The sequence below is a fragment of the Peribacillus sp. AS_2 genome (assembly GCF_026891895.1).
Taxonomy (GTDB): Bacteria; Bacillota; Bacilli; order Bacillales; family DSM-1321; genus Peribacillus; species Peribacillus frigoritolerans.
The window spans coordinates 64,135-82,003 of sequence record NZ_JAPTGA010000007.1; the positions used below are offsets into that span (position 1 = coordinate 64,135).

The following is a 17,869-nucleotide window of genomic DNA, read 5'->3' on the forward strand; positions in this document are numbered from 1 at the left end:
AACCAGCCATAATATCCATTTTAATTACTTTTCTAGAATATTACGGATGATCATTATCACCATTTCTATTTGAGTTCCTGATTCCAATCGACATAAAAAAGCTTTTCCTCTAAAGTTTCCAGGTTTGTGAGATAGTTTAAAAAATCATAATAAAAAGCCTCCCATTTTTTTATTAAGGGGGCTTTCAAATTTTTATGAGGTTGAACTGTTCTGTATCAGTCACTTTTTTCTGTATGTGTGTTTACTTTTCCGGTTGGAAATCGACCACTACATTTTGTGCATCGCTCACTTCTTTCCTTACGAGGCGGATAATGTTATTTGCCTCTGTTTTCGTTTGTTTATCCGCCTTGACACTCACCTTAACATCCGTTCCGTCCACCCGGACCAGTGCGGCATTGTAATCCATGGCAACAATTAAGTTTTCGATGATATTTTCTTTCACTTTCGTTTCACTTAATTGTTCGATTTTTGCATAAGCCTCGTCTCTTTCTTCAGCTGATAGTTCTGTGTTGCCCATCTTTGCAGTCAATTCTTCATTCAGCTTCGCCCGTTCATCTTCAATCTGCATCCTTAACGATTCGAACTCATCTCCAGATGCAATGGTTACAGAGGAACCTTCTGTATTTTTGGAAGTTTCTTTTTCACTTTTGTTTTCCCCTTTTGTCTCTGCTTTGTTCTCTGTTTTATTTTCCTTTTCCATTTGCTCTGTTGCCGTCATATCGGCGGCATTTTCTTCAGGAGCGGTTAAATAATAGACTGAAAGCACAACGACCAGACTTAGCATAGTCAATAACCAAACGGTTTGTTTTTTTAATAACATGTAGATTTTCCCCCTTATTTTTTAGGCATGACAGAAACCCTGTGACTCGGTACATCAAGTGAGCGTGTGACAGCCTCGATGATCCACTTCTTTATTTGAATGTTTTCGGCCCCTTTTGCGACTACCAGGACTCCTCGTACACTAGGTTTTTTCGTTTCCGAAATGATTGGTCCTTCTTTTTCACCGCTTTTGACCAAAACTAGCTGTTCATCAACGGATGTGTCTTCGACCGTCCTTTTGCCGCCTTCCTGGTCGGTTTCTTCAGTGACTTGTTTTTGGGTGACTTTATTTCTTTCATATACTTTTTTCTCGGATGCATCGACGTAGATTACGACTTTCACATCCTGGACGCCTGCGATGGATTCTAGCGCTTCCTTCATTTCATTCTGTAGATATATTTCATAGTCTTTTGTAGTCTTGAATTCTGATTTCTTCTGGCCGAATGTTTCAACATCCCCATCTTCTTCCTGCTGTTTATCATTATTGAATACAGTCGTCACTTCAGATGTTTGTCCCGTCTTGTTGGTGGTTAACAAATTCCCGGCCATCATGATTCCCGATCCCAAAAGGACAACGATTAGAGCATAGACATACAGGGAAGGTTTTTTTTCCTTAGGCTCTTTTTGGTCAGGGTCTTTATTTAATAGTTTTTGCAGCCAGGATAATGGACCTTTGTCTTTGTTCAATACTCAGTCACTTCCTTTCCCCGGCGATTTCAATGATCTCTTCATCAACAGACCAACTTGTTGCCAGAAACCTTTTGACAGCATCCAGATTGGCATCATTCGAAGTGGATGGGCTATCTGTATTGATATCAACCTTCGCTACTGCCTCTATCTCCGAGTTTTCTTTCCCTTCTGCCTTTTCCAATGAGATGGTTATGTTCTGCAGATCATCAACACCCGGCTCTTCCTCATTCTTGACCCCTACATCAATTGAACTAATCCTCATGTTATAATCCGCCATCAGCTCCTCTTCCACTTCTGCCTGTAAGTCAACAGCCATTTGTTTTAAAATATATGCACCCTGGGTAGCTTGTATTTCTTTTTTCTTCATTTCTGTCAAATTTCCTAAATCTTTTTTTTTCTGATCCTCAAATTCACTTGTGGCCGCAGTGAGAATATCATCGAAATCCTTATTGAATAATCCCAATATAGGAGTGATGATGATTGCAATCAGTAAAAGCCCGATAACCATTTTGGCATACTTCTGTAAAGCTGAATTTGGCAGAAGCATATCAATCACAGTAGCCAGCAGTACAAATATGATGATGTTGGATACCCAGCCAGCTAAAAAACTCACCAAGTCCTCCTCCTTTCTAACGAACCATCAGGGTAATGTTTCCAGAGGCGATGATTACCGTGATACTTAAAAAAAACATGAGTGAGACAATGGCCAATGCGGCGAAAATATAAATCATGCTTTTACTTATAATGTCAAGGCATTTTATTACAGGTCCTCCGCCCAGCGGCTGCAAAAGACTCGCTGCCAATTTATAGACAAAAGAAATCATCAGGATTTTTATGGCGGGAAATGTAGTTATGAGCAAGAGAATGATGACGCCTGACAATCCCACTGTATTTTTCAAAAGGACGGAGGCACTAATGACCGTATCCGTTGCATCGGTAAACATACGCCCTATGACCGGTATAAAGTTACCTGTCACGAATTTGGCTGTCCTGATCGTCACTCCGTCAGCTACAGCTGAGGATGCTCCCTGAACGGAGATCACACCAAGGAATATGGTCATGAATGCTCCAAGGATCCCGATGGCAAAATTACGGAGTAGTTGTGCCAGCTGTGTCACTTTGTAATGTTCGGTCAACGTGCTGACTATGCTTAAAATCGCTGCAAAGAATAATAACGGAAGGACGACGAACTGAATCAAGATGCCGCTTGTATTCATCAAAAACATCAATACCGGATGAAAGAAGGCTGCCGATACAAGTCCGCCTGAAGCAGCTATCAATGCCAAGAGTAAAGGGATGAGCGCCATTAAAAAGGAAATCATCAAATCTATCGTATCTTTTGTATATTCAATCGCCACATGAAAACTGTTAAGTGCCAAAATGATCAGCACCATATAAACGATTGCATAAGCGACCTTACTTACGGAGCTTTGCTCGAACGCATTCTGCAAAGACTGGAGGAACATGCTGAAAACGGTTAATAAAATGAGTGACCCCAGCAGCTTTCCATTCACGAGCAGTTCATGAAAAATGAATTTTGTGATTCCCTTTATCCATTCATCAAATGAAAATTTCTTATCGCCGCTTACAAAATCCATGAAGCTCCCTTTCTGGCTTTCCGGTAAGAATCCTCCATATTCCGTAACGATGTCATCCCAATATTGTTTGAGCTCATCGACGCCCAGCCTTTCTATTTGGGCTTGTACCAGTTCGGACTGCATGATCGGCTCTTGATCAACTTCACCATTTTCTGGATTCTCGGCAGCTTGTCCAATAGATGCATGCAAAAAAAAGAGTAAAACGAATAGTATGGATAAGTAAGGCATCCGCTGCTTCATACATTCACCTCATTGACTAGGAGTAATCCATTAACTTGGGAGCATCTGTAGAATCGTTTCGATAATGACGGTCAAAATCGGAATCGCCATGGCAAGAATCAAGATTTTTCCGCTCAATTCTATTTTGGAAGCGAGCGAACCTTGCCCTGCATCTTTTGTAATTTGGGAAGCGAATTCTGCAATATAGGCAATTCCGATTATTTTTAAAATGGTCTCAAGATATACGGTATTTACATTCGCATTAACGGCAATTTTTTCTAACATTAGAATGATTTCGTATATCTTGTCAGCTAAAAAAAGAAAAATGGAGCATCCTACAAAAACAACAAGCAGAAATGCTAAATTTGGTTTTTGCTCTTTGACGATCAGTGCCAAAAAGGTGGCAACTAGGGCAATGGCCACGATTTTTATGATTTCAATCGCGAATCCCTCCCTTACTGAAATAGAAATACAGATTTAATTTTTTGAAATAAATCCTCTACTACAGAAGCAACCATGAATAAAATATAGATAAATCCGAAAAGTGTCACCCACTGGGCATATTCCTTCTTCCCAACCTGATCGAGTATCGTGTGAAGAAATGCCACTACAAGCCCCACACCCGCTATTTTAAATATGATGTCCACGTCAATGCCCATTTTCATTCCCCCCACATATTCCTACATCAGCAAGATGATCAATAATAGCCCTGATAAAAAACCAAGACTTTTCATCATTTTTTCATATTTCCCCTGGCGGTCGAGTGCATCGGTTTCTTCCCGTTCCAGATGTGCCATCGTTAGCATGATTTGCTTTTGCTGATGATATTTATCGCTTTTCCCAAGCGTCTCCCCAAACTGTGAAAGAATCTCGAATTCTCCCTGTTTTAAAGCAAGGGATTGCCATATTTTCTTCAAACTATCATCCCATGCTTCTTTGACGGTGGTTTCACCTGACTCGAGCCGATTTGCAAATGTATCGAAAAAGCTGGACAAAGGTTTGGCCATCTGTTTAGAAAGTTTCCTTGCCGCTTCTTTCAAAGGTGTATGACCGAACATGATTTCAGCTTCAAGCGATTGCATGGCGACTTTCAGCTGTCTCAGTTGACGAGGCCTCATACTTAATTTTTTCGCCGCTTCAAAACCTGCCCAAGTCGTCGCTATCATAATTATCGCTGCTCCTATTAACTTAAACATGCGGGTTCACACTTTCTCCCAAGTAAATGGGAACCCCTGCTGCATCAAGGACTTTGTAGCCCCTCCTACCGGATTTACTTCTTTTTAATTCAATAAAGCGTTCAAAGATGTTTTGCTTTAATATTTCAGCGATAATGGGTCGCTTCTTGATTTCATCCAGTGTATGGCCATGCGTGGTTATCATGAGTTTAATACCTGCATTCACGGCTTCCAGCACAGCCTGCGTATCCGCTTCCCTGCCTATTTCATCCACGATCAATACATCCGGGGACATCGAACGGATCATCATCATCATCCCTTCCGCTTTAGGACATCCATCGAGCACATCAACCCTTGTTCCGAATTCGAGCTGCGGCACTCCATGCACACATCCGGCAATTTCTGAGCGCTCGTCCACTATCCCCACCTTTTGAGGGGCAATGCCGAGTTTTTCATTACCACTGGATATCATTCTTGCAATATCACGTAATATGGTCGTTTTTCCCGTTTGCGGAGCACCGATCAACATGGTATGCTGCCATTCCCCGTCATATAAATATGAAGTGAGAGGTTCAGCTGCACCTATTTTTTCACGTGCAACCCGAATATTGAATGAGGAAATATCCCTGATCGCTTTGACCGAACCATTTTCCAGGATCACCTTGCCAGCAAGCCCCACCCGATGTCCACCCGCTATGGTTATATATCCTCGCTTTAATTCTTCCTCAAGCGTATATAACGAAAATTGACCTATATTATTCAATAATTGATCTGCATCCGAATGGGTCACTTCATAGGAAAAAAAGTATGGTTCCCCCCCTACAATGACCTCAAGCGGCCTTCCAACCCGAATTCGCAGTTCTTCCATCTTATCGATCATCATCGGTGTCATACCGCGGAGTTGCTCGTATAAACTTTTCGGTAAAAAAGAAAGAATCGTTTCCATTTTGACAATCCTCCTGTATACACCACTTTCAATAAAATATATGCCGACAAGCCCGCAATGATGACAGGCTATTAAAGAAACGGACCATTTATTGATTTTTTTATAACTTCCAGGATCTAAAAAAGACCGAGAAATTAATCTCGGTCTACGTCTTTTTATTTTAAAAAAGTTTCAGTTGATTTCAGAAATCCGCTCCCTTTCCGCCGACTGTCTGCCAAGCCTCCTCAGCGCAAGCGCCTGTGGGGTCTCGGCTAGCCAGTTATTCGGCAGGAGTGTCGCAAATTTCTTCAATCGATTAAGGATATAGGAAAAAAACATGAAGGATAATCTAGTCTTAAGAATATTCGGGATGAGACTAGCCTACAGTTTTTTCATAATAAAAGTTGCAGTTGATTTCAGAAATCCGCCCCCTTTCCGCCGACTGTCTGCCAAGCCTCCTCGGCGCAAGCGCCTGTGGGGTCTCGGCTAGCCAGTTATTCGGCAGGAGTGCCGCAGATTTCTTCAATCCAGTGAGGGTTCCACTCCAAAAAAGTAAAACATGAAGGGTAACCAAGTCTTCTTATAAAATCATGGTTTGGGATGAGACCATACGGACCTTCCAGACTGGGAACTTGAGGAGATGAGGATGCTTTTTAAACATGATCATGATTCGATCAGCATGAATGATTACTTTAGACCAACTGGTGCCAGCTTGTAAAATGGAGATTAAAGAGGAATATCGTGTGTACAAATCATCCAATTGCATTTGTGCAGGACTCGTTCATTTTTATCACAGTGTTGTACAGAAAGTAAGGACCTTCAGAAAGTGGTGGCACTCCACATTGGCAGGAATTTACGGAAGAAGCAGATCATCTGTGTCATCATGAAGTCCAATCCCATAAAAAATCAAAAAGGTTTCGGAATGAAACCATTCCGAAACCTTTTTGTCTGCAATTTGAGGCCGAGATATTAATCTCGGCCTTCTTTCATTTATGCACGTGATACGTAAGAACCTTCATTTGTATTGATCAATAGTTTGTCACCTTGGTTGATGAAAAATGGCACTTGAACCGAAAGGCCTGTCTCAAGTACGGCTGATTTCGTGCCGCCTGAAGATGTATCGCCTTTAATTCCAGGCTCAGTCTCCGCCACTTCTAGTTCCACTGTGTTTGGAAGTTCGACACCAAGAGTTTCCGCTTGGAAAGTCATGATATGTACTTCCATATTTTCCTTTAGGAACTTAAGTTCACGTTCAATGCTTGAAGCCGGCAGCTCGATTTGGTCATACGTTTCGTTATCCATGAATACATGGCTGTCTCCACTTGCATAAAGGTACTGCATCTTGCGGTTTTCGATATGTGCTTTAGCAACTTTTTCACCAGCACGGAATGTTTTCTCCTGGATTGAACCCGTACGAAGGTTCCGAAGTTTAGAACGTACAAAAGCTGCACCTTTACCAGGTTTAACGTGTTGGAACTCGATAACCTGCCAAATTCCATTATCTACTTCAATCGTAACACCCGTGCGAAAATCGTTTACAGAAATCATAAATTTGTCCTCCTACATGTACATGTTTACAGAATGATTAACTCTTTAGTTGAATGAGTAAGTGCTTCGTTACCGTCAATTGTAACGATTGTATCATCTTCAATCCGTACTCCGCCTACGCCCGGTAAATAAATGCCCGGTTCAACGGTTACAGCCATACCTGGTTCTAAAATGATATCAGACCTAAAGGATAATGCTGGACCTTCATGAACTTCAAGGCCGATTCCATGTCCGGTCGAATGTCCAAAATACTGCCCATATCCCTTTTCTTCAATTAGATTTCGAGTTAGTGCATCCGCTTCCCTGCCAGTCATACCGGGTTTGATCCCAGCCATTCCTCTCAGTTGAGCTTCTAAAACAATGTCATAAATATTAATAAGTTCTTCACTTGGCTTGCCAACCGCTAATGTCCGAGTGATGTCAGACACATACCCGTTATAATATGCCCCGTAATCCAATGTGACAAAATCGCCTTTTTCGATGATTTTATCAGTAGCCACTCCATGCGGAAGTGCGGACCTTATGCCGGATGCTACTATAATATCGAAGGAAGAAGAAGTTGCCCCTTGTTTCCTCATAAAGAATTCAAGTTCATTGGATACATCCAGTTCCGTAATCCCTGGACGCAGGAAATCCAGAATATGCGTAAACGCAGCATCAGCAATAGCAGCCGCTTCCTTTAATATCTTAATCTCTGACGAAGTCTTTATCAAGCGTAAATTCTCAATAACCCCAGACACCGGCAAAAGTTGGCCATCAATGGCCGCTTCATAAGCTTTATATGTAGCATAAGTCAGGTGCTCTTGCTCAAAACCAAGCTTGCCGATGTTCATCGCTTTAGCCTGCTTGCCGACTTCTTCCATGATGGTTCCTTTGTGTTGAACGACTTCATAGTCCGGTGCCTGCTTGCCCGCTTGTTCCACGTATCTGAAATCAGTGATGAATTTAGCTTCTTTTTGGGAAATGAGGACAACGCCTGCACTTCCCGTGAAGTTGGTCATGTATCGGCGGTTATATGTACTGGTGATCAAAAAACCATCAATGCCCACCTTTTCCATCGAGGCTCTTAAGCGCATTAGTTTATTCATTTAATTTCCCCCTTTGCAATCTTTGTGATCGCCTGCAACGCCAATTCATAACCGTGTATCCCCAAGCCGACAATCTGTCCCGCCGATACCGCAGCGGTCACTGATTCATGTCGAAAGCTTTCACGGGCATGTATGTTCGAAATATGCACTTCCACCACTGGAACATCAATTCCGGCTATTGCATCACGAATCGCATAACTATAATGAGTAAAAGCCCCGGGATTAATGATAATCCCGTCGATCCCATGATCCTCTGACCAATGGAGCTTGTCGATAATCGCTCCTTCATGGTTAGTTTGAAAAGAGGTTAATTCCACATTTAACCCTTGTGCTTGCAGCATTAATTGCGCTTCCACATCCGCAAGCGTCGAGGATCCATAATGCGCAGGTTCCCGCTTCCCCAAGCGATTTAAATTCGGACCATTGATTAGTAAGATTTTTGTCATCATCAAACACCTGCTCATGTTAAAAGATTGCTTTCCATGAACATTCTATCATAATTCCAAATTGTCTTACTACTTTTTTACAACCAAGAAGCAATCAGCTTTCCGATTGCTTCTCGGCCTTGTTTTTATGGCGTATATATTCCTGATGATCATATGATATAGAAAACCCTACAAAAAGACCGTATATAATAAAAATGCATACACTTGTTATAACCGTATTTGCTGACATTTTATAAAAGGTTGGTAAATCGATGAACATCGGTTTCAGGACAAATACAAGTAAAGCCCAGCAGACCACCCCCAAAAAAATACCCGGAAAAATACTCTTCATCCTTTTAAAGAGACTATAGTATATAAAAGCGATCCCCACGGATAAAATTCCGAATAAAATCATGGTCATTACCGTACCGAGCCAATGATCGATCCAGGTCATATTTGACCACGAAGTCAGTATGAATTTTGGGCTAAAATCCATAAAGTTAACATAATGGGCTAGGATTCCAATAAAACTGGCTAAAGCCCCCCCAACAAAACCGACAGCAAGTACATTGTAGATTAACATGCTTTGATATTCCTGTTGAATTTGTCCATTTTCATTAGAAGACATATCAAACACCTCCGCTACGTAGTATGCCCTTTGTTAAATAGAACTATTTTTTTTTATTATTGGGGAGGAGAATCACTAGAGGTTTTGTGATTAATTCTGTATGATTAAATCATAAATAATCTGCTTTTTTCAGAGGAAAATCCCCTTCCTCTGTTGAAATTTATAATGTACACAGGATAATACCTTTCTGTGATTCAACATTCAAAAAGCAATTGCAGGGGATAAAGCTTCCCTTCCATTTTGGAGGACCGCCTTAAACCCTTGTGATGCTTGATAATACACATGTTAGCACCCATGAGAGAGCTACGTGAATAACTATTAGGTTGGTGTAGAAATGTCTGAGGTTCAAAAACCCGTTTATGGAGGGCAGGCTGTAGTGGAAGGCGTCATGTTCGGTGGCAAACATCACACAGTCACTGCGGTACGCCGCAAAGATTCGACGATTGTATATTATCATCTGCCGCGTGAATCGAAACCTGTTGTAAACCGCTTAAAAAAAATACCGTTTCTACGGGGTATCGTATCACTGATTCAGTCAAGTGCCACCGGTTCGAAACATCTTAACTTTTCAACTGAACAGTATGAAGAAGAAGAAGACGGGGAAAAACAGGTCGAAACGAAAAAAGAAACGAAAGACCCCTCTAAATTAAGTCTTTGGCTAGGTGTTGCCGTGATCGGTGTGATCTCCTTCCTATTTGGGAAATTGCTTTTCACCTTGATTCCTGTCTTCCTCGCAAAATTGACAGAACCCATTTTCAGTGGCCATACGGCTCAGGTATTAGTGGAAAGCTTGTTCAAGCTGATCTTACTGCTCGTATATATTTATGTAGTTTCCTTGACGCCATTGATCAAGCGGGTCTTTCAGTATCACGGAGCAGAGCATAAGGTGATCAATTGCTTTGAAAGCGGAAAAGAATTGACGGTTGCAAATGTGCAGGCAAGTTCCCGCCTTCATTATCGCTGTGGCAGCAGTTTTATTTTATTTACTGTCATTGTAGGGATGTTTGTCTATCTTCTTGTACCAATAGATCCGCTATGGGTTCGTGTCGTCAATCGCATTTTGCTTATCCCCGTCGTACTCGGCATAGCATTCGAAGTCTTGCAGTTGACTAACAAAGTAAGGGACACACCCATCCTGCGTTACCTTGGCTATCCCGGCCTTTGGCTTCAGTTATTGACAACCAAAGCCCCTACCGATGATCAAGTCGAAGTCGCATTGGCATCCTTCCAAGAACTGTTGAGGATGGAAAAAGAGACCGAAAAAGGTTTAGAATCGGATGTAATTGTGTAAAACATCTATACACATTTTGATGATGAAAAATCATATACTAACTAAATGAATGATCTTCATTTTTTTCAAATATTTCACAATTAGAATGTTTAAAATAAGCTAAAAATGCTTATGATGCTCTTAAGGAGGTGTCTTTGTTGAAACGTTTCATATCTTTCATGATATACGGAATCATCGCCCTCGGAGTCCTCGGACTATTGAGCCGACTATTTAATGACCCGATTGGCTTTTTTAGAAACATTCTCATAATAGCCATTGTCGCAGGGATTATTTATATGATTTATACCGGATTAACAAAGGGAAAACCAGTTAAGAAAGAGCAGCAAGCATTCCGAAAGGCTGCCCGCCAATCGAAAAAAAGGCTAAAAAACCGAACTTCGAAAAAAGATAATGTGGCTAGCTTCTCTGCAGCAAAATCATCAAAGAAAATAAAATGGAGAAAGAAAACGGATAGTCACTTAACCGTCATCGAAGGGAAAAAGAATAAAAAGAAAAATCGGGCTTCTTTTTAAGAGCCCGATTTTTTATTTAACATCAATAAGTCCATTTTTTAAGGAATTCTTTCGTACACTGCCTGCCTTTATTGATCAATTCACCCTTTTTTTCATCATTCAGATTAAAATCCATTGCAGAAATTCCCTTCATCGGGATGAATACAATATTATGGACGTGTTTCTTGGAAATATACCTAGCATCATGGGCATCTTTCATCGTTTTGAATAGTGCGGAGAACAATTCAACCGCATTATCCACCTCATGCGGTTTCCATATCTCATCGACGCTTAACCGCAGGCCAATGACCGGTCTTTCCTTTCTAACATGATCTGAATTGAATAACCACATTGGAAAATTGCTTAACACACCTCCATCAACAAAAAGGAACTTGCTTTTTCCGACATTAAGTTTGACTGGCTCAAAGAAATACGGAATGCTGCAACTCATTCTTACTGCCTTTGCCACTGGAAAAGTGCTCGGGTCTATTCCATAATTAGGCAAATCATCAGGCAGTACGACCAATTTCCCATTTGAAATGTCAGAGGTTATGATACGGAGTGATTTCGGCCGAACATCCTTAAAGGTGACTACATTCCTTTCGGCAAGTTTACCGGCGACCCATGCTTCCAAGGCGTTGCCTTTATAAAGGCCCAGTTTCCAGTATAAAAGAAGCCATTTGGCAAATGGGATAGGCAAAAGACCACGCCTTTTATCCAGCAGGCCGCTTAAATCTATATCAAGAAAAAACTTTTCCATTTCTTTTCCCGTGTACCCAGCCGCTACGAATGCTGCAATTATGGATCCTGCACTCGTCCCTGCTGTTCGATGGAATACAAATCCCTTTTCTTCTAATTCCTGCAGGGCTCCCACTAAACCATAGCCTTTAATCCCGCCTCCGGAAAAAACGCCGTCAATAATCATAGCTGCCCTCCCCTAATCCGGTCTTTACATTTCTAAGCAGGATTAGAGCGATTTATGACAGTTTCAAAAAGAAAATTGCCTTGATTCAGGTAAAATACTGAATTTCCGCTTTCGGGAAAAATTCCGCTATATACCCACGAATGGTCGTTTCCAGTTCTGCCGCTTCCTCATTTTGATAAACATATTTACCAATTCCATATCGGCCCCATTTATATTTACGCTTCGTTTCGTCCAGTTCCAATTTTGTTTTCGGATAGTTTTTTTGAATCACTTTTTTTGCTGGACCAGTGAACCGATGCTGGATTAATTCGAAAGTCAAGTCAGGGATATCCACCCCTTTTAAGGCCTCACTCAACCGTTCGAATAATTCATGGTAGCCCTCCTTCCATGCTTCATGACGGTATATTGGAGCTACGATAAAACCCAGGGGATATCCGGCACCTGCCACTTTACGTGCCGCTTCCATCCGTTCTTCGAAGCTCGAAGTCCCGGGTTCGAAATTTTTTATCACATAACGTGAATTTATACTGAAGCGAAATCTCGTTTTTCCATTATGTTCAGCATCCAACAGATGATCGACATGATGGAATTTAGTGACGAACCTAAGAACCCCATATTCACTTTTCCCAAAATACTCTATGGCCCTTTTTAACGAATGTGTCAAATGATCAATTCCGACGATATCCGATGTACAGGCTGCCTCAAAACGGGTAATTTCAGGCTTTCTCTCATTTATATATTTTTCGGCTGCCTCGAAAATCTCGTCAAGATTCACATATGTCCGAATATATGGCTTTGATCCGAGTGTCGTCTGTAAATAACAATAGTGACAATGCCCCATGCACCCTGTAGCAAGAGGGATGGCATATTCAGCAGATGGCTTTGAAGAATCGAATTTCAATGTTTTTCTGATTCCTATCACGAGTGTCGATTTGGCGACACGATATTTTTGCAGATCATTTTCTCCAGGAAGATCCCTTATTTGGTTATGCGATGTGGTCTCACGGATTTCAATGTTCAAATCTTCGAATTTCTTCTTCAATTCCCGGCCAAGCGGGTATTCCAATGCCCTTGGCTCGATATATACTAACTGTGGCATAAATGGTTTCATTTCGATCTCCATTCTTTTTTCGATTTGTTCATACTTTCAATCGAACTACACAATCTAATTGATAAGGATAGTTTTTCTTTATTCTTTTATCCTCATGATTGTTTTTACTTGGAAATTCAAAATGAAGGAGATGCGATATGGCTAATAAACGAGACTTCTTGACAAATGGAATGGGAAAACAAACGATCACCGTTCAAACAGATAATAAATTTCCAAATCCAAGGAATATACCGGGAGACTCCGTCGATGAATTTTCGGTATTGAAAGATGGCAACCAATATCTAGCCGAAAAGGAAATAGGGCAGCAAAATGAAAATGGTTGATTGAACGTGAAAAGAAGACCGAATTTACGATTATTCGGTCTTCACCTATTGGTATTTAATTGAACAGACTATCACTGCCCGGATTAATGACTCTAAAAAAAAGCCGTTAAGATAGCTTTGCAGCATACTTAACGACTTCCTTTGCATCAGCTTATAGCCCGCATTTCAATTGCGCTCCGCAATTCGTGCACGTATTGCATCCGCCCATTTCCTGAACTTCACCCTTACGGCATACGGGGCAAGTGTTACCCACTTCCGAACCAATTGTAACATTCGTCGAACGCAGCTCATTTATCGTATCGACCAATACAACTTTTTTCTTTTCTTCCACATTTGTCAATTCATCCATTTCAAGCTGCTCGTCCATTTGGTTTTCTTCCGCTTTGAGCGTAAGGACCTGACTGTCACGGCTGCCATCCACATATACCGTTCCGCCTTTTGCTCCGCCTTTGTATAGACGTTCATATACCTTTTCAACTTGTTCGACAGTATATCCTTTTGGGGCATTGACCGTCTTGCTGATCGAGCTGTCAATCCAGCGTTGAATGATGCATTGAACATCAGCATGTGCTTCTGGAGCTAATTCCATAGCGGAAATGAACCATTTTGGAAGCTCTTCTGTATCGGCTTCTGGATGGCGATCCAAGTATTCCTGTACAATGTCAGCCTTAACTTCAATGAATTTACCAAGACGGCCGCTGCGGAAATACGTGAAGGAGAAATACGGTTCAAGACCTGTTGATACCCCAACCATCGTTCCTGTACTTCCCGTAGGAGCCACTGTCAATAAATGAGAGTTACGGATACCATGTGCAGCAACACTTTCCCTGATATCTTCCGGCATTTTTTCCATAAATCCGGTTTGTGTGAAACGTGTTCTAAGCTCATTGGTTTCTTTGTCCGTTGACCCGATCAGGAACGGGAAACTGCCTTTTTCTTTAGCAAGTTCCACCGAAGCCCTGTAAGCTGTGGTCGCAATCGTTTCAAACACCTTGTCAACCAGGATATTTCCTTCTTCAGAGCCATATTCCGTTTCACAGTAGATCAACAGGTCATGCAGACCCATTACACCTAGTCCAACCCGTCGCTCGCCCAGTGCCTGTTTTTTGTTTTCATCCAAGAAATAAGGAGTTGCGTCAATGACATTGTCCTGCATGCGCACACCGACTTCAACTGTCTGCTTAAGTTTCTCGAAATTAACAGTTTTGCTTTCTTTATCAGCCATTTCAGCCAGATTGACAGCAGCAAGGTTACATACTGAATATGGAGCCAATGGCTGTTCTCCACAAGGGTTCGTGGCTACAACCTGTTGACCGTATGCTTTGGCATTCGTCATTTCATTTGCATTATCGATAAAGAAAATACCTGGTTCAGCAGAATATGTTGCACAAATGTTTATTAAGTTCCAAAGCTCTTTAGCCCGGATTTTACGGTAAACACGGACTTTATGACCCATTTTCTCCCATTCGCGAACATCACCGACATTATGCCATTCTTTATTGTAAATGGCCATTTCTTCGGCATTATAGCTTTCAACATCAGGAAAACGCAATTCATATTCCGCATCTTGTTCGGCCGCTTCCATAAATTCCTTGGTCAGGCAAATGGAGATATTGGCTCCAGTCAAGAAATCCGAATTATGGACACTGTATGTTCCGCCTGTACGGATCTTTTCCTCTGCATCCCTAATGATTTTCTCGCTGAACCCGCCTTGGCCAGGAATCTCCTTATAATTGATGATCCCTTGATACATAGCCGTTTCCTGTTCCGTGTGCGGCGTGAATTTCAATTTATCCGTGGCATATTTCTTGATGGCTTCATCTTTAGTGTTTTCCACTAGGTAACGCAAAATCCTTGGATTTTGCATTTTGGAAATGATGAACTCTGCAATATCGGGATGCCAATCAGCAAGCATGATCATTTGCGCGCCTCGTCTGCTGCCGCCCTGTTCAACAAGATGCGTCAGTTTTGCAATATCGTCAAGCCATGACACTGAACCCGAGGATTTTCCATTTACCCCTTTTGCCAGAGTGTTTCTTGGACGCAGTGTCGATCCGTTCGTACCCACTCCGCCGCCGCGGCTCATGATTTCCATCACTTGTTTCCTATGTTCTGAAATGCCTTCACGTGAATCCGGTACGAATGGCATTACATAGCAGTTGAAATAAGTAACATCCGTATTGGAACCTGCACCGTATAATACTCGGCCTGCCGGGACGAAATTAAGGTTCTTTAATTCTTCATAGAATTTATTGAACCATTCCGTTCTTTTTTCTTCCGTGGTTTCCACTGATGCCAATCCCGTTGCATTACGTTTCGCAATTTGTTCATAGTATATTTCAAGAGGCTTTTCGATTATATCCAATGGACGGTTTACAATTCCCGTCTCGACTTCTTCCGGATTATCCAATACGCCACGGAATTCTTCATCCACCAATACCTTGGCTTTTTTGGTTTCCCAATCAATTTCAACGATGTAACCGAGACCCCTTGCCGGGAATTTCGGATCTTCCTTAATCGTCAACACGACGAAATCGCCTGCCGAGAGTGTGATTTTTTCAGTATCCTTAAAAGAATAGCGGTCAAGCATGACTAGACGGGACACTCCCTTATGCGCCATTTTCATATCAGCAGTTACAGGGTGAACCTGGGGAAATAAAGAAATATCCTTATTCAACCTATCTAGATCAACCTTTAAAGCTTCTTTTATTACAACCGACATAATTCCCTCTCCTTTATATGTTTCATGATCCGTTCTTGCTGCCGCAAAAATCCTTATGTAGCCTTACATGTCCGTTTCGCTTAACAAGTACCCTAAATTTATCATAGCGAAACTCAAAAATCAATATATAGTGTCGCATTAAATATTTCAACTACTATATATTGTGTTTGTTTTGAATAACTTTTTATTTTGTCAAACGTTAAATCAATTAATATAGTTAGCAAAAGGGAGGAAAATGTCGATTTATAATAATTTTTCATCAGATTTCAATTAATTTGGACCTTGCTTTTTCCCCATCCCTTTTAGGGCTTATCCCTGCAAGGGATGTGTTATTCGGTCAAACAAATCTGAAAAAACTTTTTATTATCCACTCTAATTATGCTTCCTCTATCTCATGAAATTCCATTCATCGCTTTCATATTTGCTTTCTGTAATGGCCTTCACTTCCAGCAATTGCTTTTCGGTGAGGACATATGGCTCTAAATCGACCGAAAGTCCTTCGGCAAAACCTTTTTCGAAAGCTTCTTTCGCTTCAGGGATGGTTATCTTTCTCCCGGCAATGTCATTCATGGCCACAGCTTTGTTTTTTAAGTTTTTTTGCATTCTCTCTTTAACCCTGTCATTTGAGAATTTAAATACGCTAAAGAGCTTATCATCATCAAGCTCAAGCAAAATGGACCCGTGCTGAAGGATGACGCCTTTTTGCCTGGTTTGAGCGCTGCCAGCGACCTTCCTGCCCTCAACGACCAGTTCATACCAGCTAGGTGCATCAAAGCAGACGGAAGACCTGGGCGATTTTAAAGCCGCTTTTTCCTGTTCGCTTCGAGGCACGGCAAAATAAGCATCCAATCCAAGATTCCTGAACCCCATCAATATTCCTTCAGAAATGACACGATAAGCTTCAGTAACGGTGGTTGGCATTCCCGGATAGGATTCTGGAACGATTACACTATAAGTCAATTCATGTTCGTGCAGTACCGCTCGTCCTCCTGTCGGCCTGCGAACAAAACCAAGGCCCTGCCTTTTGACCTCTTCCAGATCAATCTCCGCTTCTGCCTTTTGAAAATAACCGATCGACAATGTCGCTGGATCCCAGCCGTAAAATCGTATGATCGGCGGAATTTCCCCTTTGCTTTGCCAGTTTAACAGGGCTTCGTCCAGCGCCATATTAAAAGCCGGTGAACAATACCCCGAATCTATAAAACCCCATTTTTCTTTAGTCATCCTTACCCCTCGTTTCGATAGACGTTTTTCAATCCCCCACAAAAAACTCACATGTAGTAGTTTAACAGACTTTAACACTCTAAAAAAGAAAGTGCTATCAAGTCATGAAGAATTTGATGAAAATTCTTTTTGATTATTGGGTAAAGCAATTATATAATAAAGATTGTCTGTATTCGTTAAGGTAGAAGGGAGTTTTTATGTTTGGAAATATTATATACACTGCTCATCATCCTCGGAGTGGTTATTGCGTATTCACTTTTTAATTGGTACCGCCAGCGTAAAATCGTTAAAACACTAACACAGGACGAATTTATCGCCAACTACAGAAAAGTGCAGCTAATTGATGTGCGGGAACCGAATGATTTCGAAAATGGTCATATCTTAGGCGCAAGAAACATCCCTATGACTCAAATGAAAACCCGCTTGGTCGAAATTAGGCCGGACAAGCCTGTATATTTGTACGCTCAAAGCGAAATCATCAGCGGCAGAGCTGCAGCCATGCTATACAAAAAGGGCTACAGGGAACTTTTTCACTTAAAGGGCGGTTTCAAAATGTGGACCGGGAAAATCAAAGCAAAGAAATAAGACCCCATCTCGGCATGGGCTCTTTTTAATTCCATAGCTCAAGTAAAAGAAAGTCAACTGTTGGACTTTAATGGAATCTTAC

At 41.5% G+C, this 17,869-nt stretch carries 20 protein-coding genes; 4 read left to right on the plus strand and 16 right to left on the minus strand.

All coding sequences use genetic code 11. The annotated features are described in order from the left end of the window. Positions 1 to 241: 241 nt before the first annotated feature. The 12 genes from OTG27_RS14085 to OTG27_RS14140 all read right to left on the minus strand — a co-directional run bounded on the left by OTG27_RS14085 (position 242) and on the right by OTG27_RS14140 (position 9,115). Positions 242 to 820, minus strand: coding sequence for a SpoIIIAH-like family protein (locus OTG27_RS14085; protein ID WP_268564846.1), 579 nt, complete (start codon positions 818 to 820; stop codon positions 242 to 244). 14 nt (positions 821 to 834) lie between these two features. Then, positions 835 to 1,506, minus strand: coding sequence for a stage III sporulation protein AG (gene spoIIIAG / locus OTG27_RS14090; RefSeq protein WP_048681803.1), 672 nt, complete (start codon positions 1,504 to 1,506; stop codon positions 835 to 837). A 7-nt stretch (positions 1,507 to 1,513) separates the two neighbouring features. Further along, entirely contained in the window at positions 1,514 to 2,122 is a 609-nt protein-coding gene (gene spoIIIAF, locus OTG27_RS14095) for a stage III sporulation protein AF (protein ID WP_034308312.1), read from the minus strand. Positions 2,123 to 2,138: 16 nt separating this feature from the next. After that, positions 2,139 to 3,347, minus strand: coding sequence for a stage III sporulation protein AE (spoIIIAE, locus tag OTG27_RS14100; RefSeq protein ID WP_034308314.1), 1,209 nt, complete (start codon positions 3,345 to 3,347; stop codon positions 2,139 to 2,141). 30 nt (positions 3,348 to 3,377) lie between these two features. Then, positions 3,378 to 3,758: a stage III sporulation protein AD gene (gene spoIIIAD, locus OTG27_RS14105; RefSeq protein WP_223255841.1), complete on the minus strand. Its 381-nt coding sequence runs from the start codon at positions 3,756 to 3,758 to the stop codon at positions 3,378 to 3,380. Between the two features lie 23 nt (positions 3,759 to 3,781). Next, positions 3,782 to 3,985 (minus strand): stage III sporulation protein AC, encoded by a 204-nt coding sequence (spoIIIAC, locus tag OTG27_RS14110; RefSeq protein WP_034308319.1) that lies wholly within the window; start codon positions 3,983 to 3,985, stop codon positions 3,782 to 3,784. Positions 3,986 to 4,006: 21 nt separating this feature from the next. After that, complete coding sequence (spoIIIAB, locus tag OTG27_RS14115) at positions 4,007 to 4,522, minus strand: stage III sporulation protein SpoIIIAB (protein WP_063575693.1); 516 nt, start codon at positions 4,520 to 4,522, stop codon at positions 4,007 to 4,009. Further along, positions 4,515 to 5,447 carry a stage III sporulation protein AA gene (gene spoIIIAA / locus OTG27_RS14120; RefSeq protein WP_063575692.1) on the minus strand — a complete coding sequence of 311 codons (933 nt, stop codon included), beginning with the start codon at positions 5,445 to 5,447 and terminating at the stop codon, positions 4,515 to 4,517. The genes spoIIIAB and spoIIIAA overlap by 8 nt, the downstream gene beginning before the upstream one ends. 969 nt (positions 5,448 to 6,416) lie before the next feature. Continuing rightward, positions 6,417 to 6,974, minus strand: coding sequence for an elongation factor P (efp, locus tag OTG27_RS14125; protein WP_034308328.1), 558 nt, complete (start codon positions 6,972 to 6,974; stop codon positions 6,417 to 6,419). Positions 6,975 to 7,000: 26 nt separating this feature from the next. Continuing rightward, positions 7,001 to 8,062 carry a M24 family metallopeptidase gene (locus OTG27_RS14130; RefSeq protein WP_098866544.1) on the minus strand — a complete coding sequence of 354 codons (1,062 nt, stop codon included), beginning with the start codon at positions 8,060 to 8,062 and terminating at the stop codon, positions 7,001 to 7,003. Further along, on the minus strand, positions 8,059 to 8,508 hold the full coding sequence (aroQ, locus tag OTG27_RS14135) for a type II 3-dehydroquinate dehydratase (protein WP_048677783.1): 450 nt from the start codon (positions 8,506 to 8,508) through the stop codon (positions 8,059 to 8,061). Before aroQ ends, OTG27_RS14130 begins: the two co-directional genes overlap by 4 nt. Positions 8,509 to 8,602: 94 nt before the next feature. Continuing rightward, complete coding sequence (locus OTG27_RS14140) at positions 8,603 to 9,115, minus strand: YqhR family membrane protein (protein WP_057278801.1); 513 nt, start codon at positions 9,113 to 9,115, stop codon at positions 8,603 to 8,605. A gap of 334 nt (positions 9,116 to 9,449) precedes the next feature. Here OTG27_RS14140 and OTG27_RS14145 point away from each other — a divergent pair, with 334 nt between their 5' ends. Both OTG27_RS14145 and OTG27_RS14150 read left to right on the plus strand, forming a co-directional pair. Continuing rightward, positions 9,450 to 10,406 (plus strand): DUF1385 domain-containing protein, encoded by a 957-nt coding sequence (locus OTG27_RS14145; protein WP_063575690.1) that lies wholly within the window; start codon positions 9,450 to 9,452, stop codon positions 10,404 to 10,406. A gap of 137 nt (positions 10,407 to 10,543) precedes the next feature. Then, positions 10,544 to 10,918, plus strand: coding sequence for an SA1362 family protein (locus OTG27_RS14150; RefSeq protein ID WP_048677789.1), 375 nt, complete (start codon positions 10,544 to 10,546; stop codon positions 10,916 to 10,918). Between the two features lie 22 nt (positions 10,919 to 10,940). Here the strand turns inward: OTG27_RS14150 and OTG27_RS14155 are convergent, their stop codons facing one another. Both OTG27_RS14155 and splB read right to left on the minus strand, forming a co-directional pair. Then, on the minus strand, positions 10,941 to 11,822 hold the full coding sequence (locus tag OTG27_RS14155; protein WP_268937254.1) for a patatin-like phospholipase family protein: 882 nt from the start codon (positions 11,820 to 11,822) through the stop codon (positions 10,941 to 10,943). A gap of 85 nt (positions 11,823 to 11,907) precedes the next feature. Beyond that, complete coding sequence (gene splB / locus OTG27_RS14160) at positions 11,908 to 12,933, minus strand: spore photoproduct lyase (protein ID WP_057278804.1); 1,026 nt, start codon at positions 12,931 to 12,933, stop codon at positions 11,908 to 11,910. A 137-nt stretch (positions 12,934 to 13,070) separates the two neighbouring features. Here splB and OTG27_RS14165 point away from each other — a divergent pair, with 137 nt between their 5' ends. Further along, positions 13,071 to 13,256: a hypothetical protein gene (locus tag OTG27_RS14165; RefSeq protein ID WP_048688331.1), complete on the plus strand. Its 186-nt coding sequence runs from the start codon at positions 13,071 to 13,073 to the stop codon at positions 13,254 to 13,256. A gap of 151 nt (positions 13,257 to 13,407) precedes the next feature. On the opposite strand, the gene OTG27_RS14170 is transcribed toward OTG27_RS14165, so the two are convergent. Together OTG27_RS14170 and OTG27_RS14175 are read right to left on the minus strand one after the other, a co-directional pair. After that, positions 13,408 to 15,978 carry a vitamin B12-dependent ribonucleotide reductase gene (locus OTG27_RS14170; protein WP_268937255.1) on the minus strand — a complete coding sequence of 857 codons (2,571 nt, stop codon included), beginning with the start codon at positions 15,976 to 15,978 and terminating at the stop codon, positions 13,408 to 13,410. 387 nt (positions 15,979 to 16,365) lie between these two features. Then, a complete protein-coding gene (locus OTG27_RS14175) occupies positions 16,366 to 17,202 on the minus strand; it encodes a lipoate--protein ligase family protein (RefSeq protein WP_268937256.1) in 837 nt (278 codons plus the stop codon). Between the two features lie 201 nt (positions 17,203 to 17,403). On the opposite strand from OTG27_RS14175, the gene OTG27_RS14180 reads away from it, so the two are divergent. Further along, complete coding sequence (locus tag OTG27_RS14180) at positions 17,404 to 17,787, plus strand: rhodanese-like domain-containing protein (RefSeq protein WP_034308355.1); 384 nt, start codon at positions 17,404 to 17,406, stop codon at positions 17,785 to 17,787. Positions 17,788 to 17,869: the final 82 nt, after the last annotated feature.

What these genes read in the sequence shown, in the direction of transcription:
- OTG27_RS14085 (WP_268564846.1), bottom strand. Translation starts at nt 820, where the DNA reads ATGTTATTAAAAAAACAAACCGTTTGGTTATTGACTATGCTAAGTCTG.
- spoIIIAE (WP_034308314.1), bottom strand. Translation starts at nt 3,347, where the DNA reads ATGAAGCAGCGGATGCCTTACTTATCCATACTATTCGTTTTACTCTTT.
- spoIIIAC (WP_034308319.1), bottom strand. Translation starts at nt 3,985, where the DNA reads ATGGGCATTGACGTGGACATCATATTTAAAATAGCGGGTGTGGGGCTT.
- spoIIIAB (WP_063575693.1), bottom strand. Translation starts at nt 4,522, where the DNA reads ATGTTTAAGTTAATAGGAGCAGCGATAATTATGATAGCGACGACTTGG.
- spoIIIAA (WP_063575692.1), bottom strand. Translation starts at nt 5,447, where the DNA reads ATGGAAACGATTCTTTCTTTTTTACCGAAAAGTTTATACGAGCAACTC.
- efp (WP_034308328.1), bottom strand. Translation starts at nt 6,974, where the DNA reads ATGATTTCTGTAAACGATTTTCGCACGGGTGTTACGATTGAAGTAGAT.
- OTG27_RS14130 (WP_098866544.1), bottom strand. Translation starts at nt 8,062, where the DNA reads ATGAATAAACTAATGCGCTTAAGAGCCTCGATGGAAAAGGTGGGCATT.
- aroQ (WP_048677783.1), bottom strand. Translation starts at nt 8,508, where the DNA reads ATGACAAAAATCTTACTAATCAATGGTCCGAATTTAAATCGCTTGGGG.
- OTG27_RS14140 (WP_057278801.1), bottom strand. Translation starts at nt 9,115, where the DNA reads ATGTCTTCTAATGAAAATGGACAAATTCAACAGGAATATCAAAGCATG.
- OTG27_RS14145 (WP_063575690.1), top strand. Translation starts at nt 9,450, where the DNA reads ATGTCTGAGGTTCAAAAACCCGTTTATGGAGGGCAGGCTGTAGTGGAA.
- OTG27_RS14155 (WP_268937254.1), bottom strand. Translation starts at nt 11,822, where the DNA reads ATGATTATTGACGGCGTTTTTTCCGGAGGCGGGATTAAAGGCTATGGT.
- splB (WP_057278804.1), bottom strand. Translation starts at nt 12,933, where the DNA reads ATGAAACCATTTATGCCACAGTTAGTATATATCGAGCCAAGGGCATTG.
- OTG27_RS14165 (WP_048688331.1), top strand. Translation starts at nt 13,071, where the DNA reads ATGGCTAATAAACGAGACTTCTTGACAAATGGAATGGGAAAACAAACG.
- OTG27_RS14170 (WP_268937255.1), bottom strand. Translation starts at nt 15,978, where the DNA reads ATGTCGGTTGTAATAAAAGAAGCTTTAAAGGTTGATCTAGATAGGTTG.
- OTG27_RS14175 (WP_268937256.1), bottom strand. Translation starts at nt 17,202, where the DNA reads ATGACTAAAGAAAAATGGGGTTTTATAGATTCGGGGTATTGTTCACCG.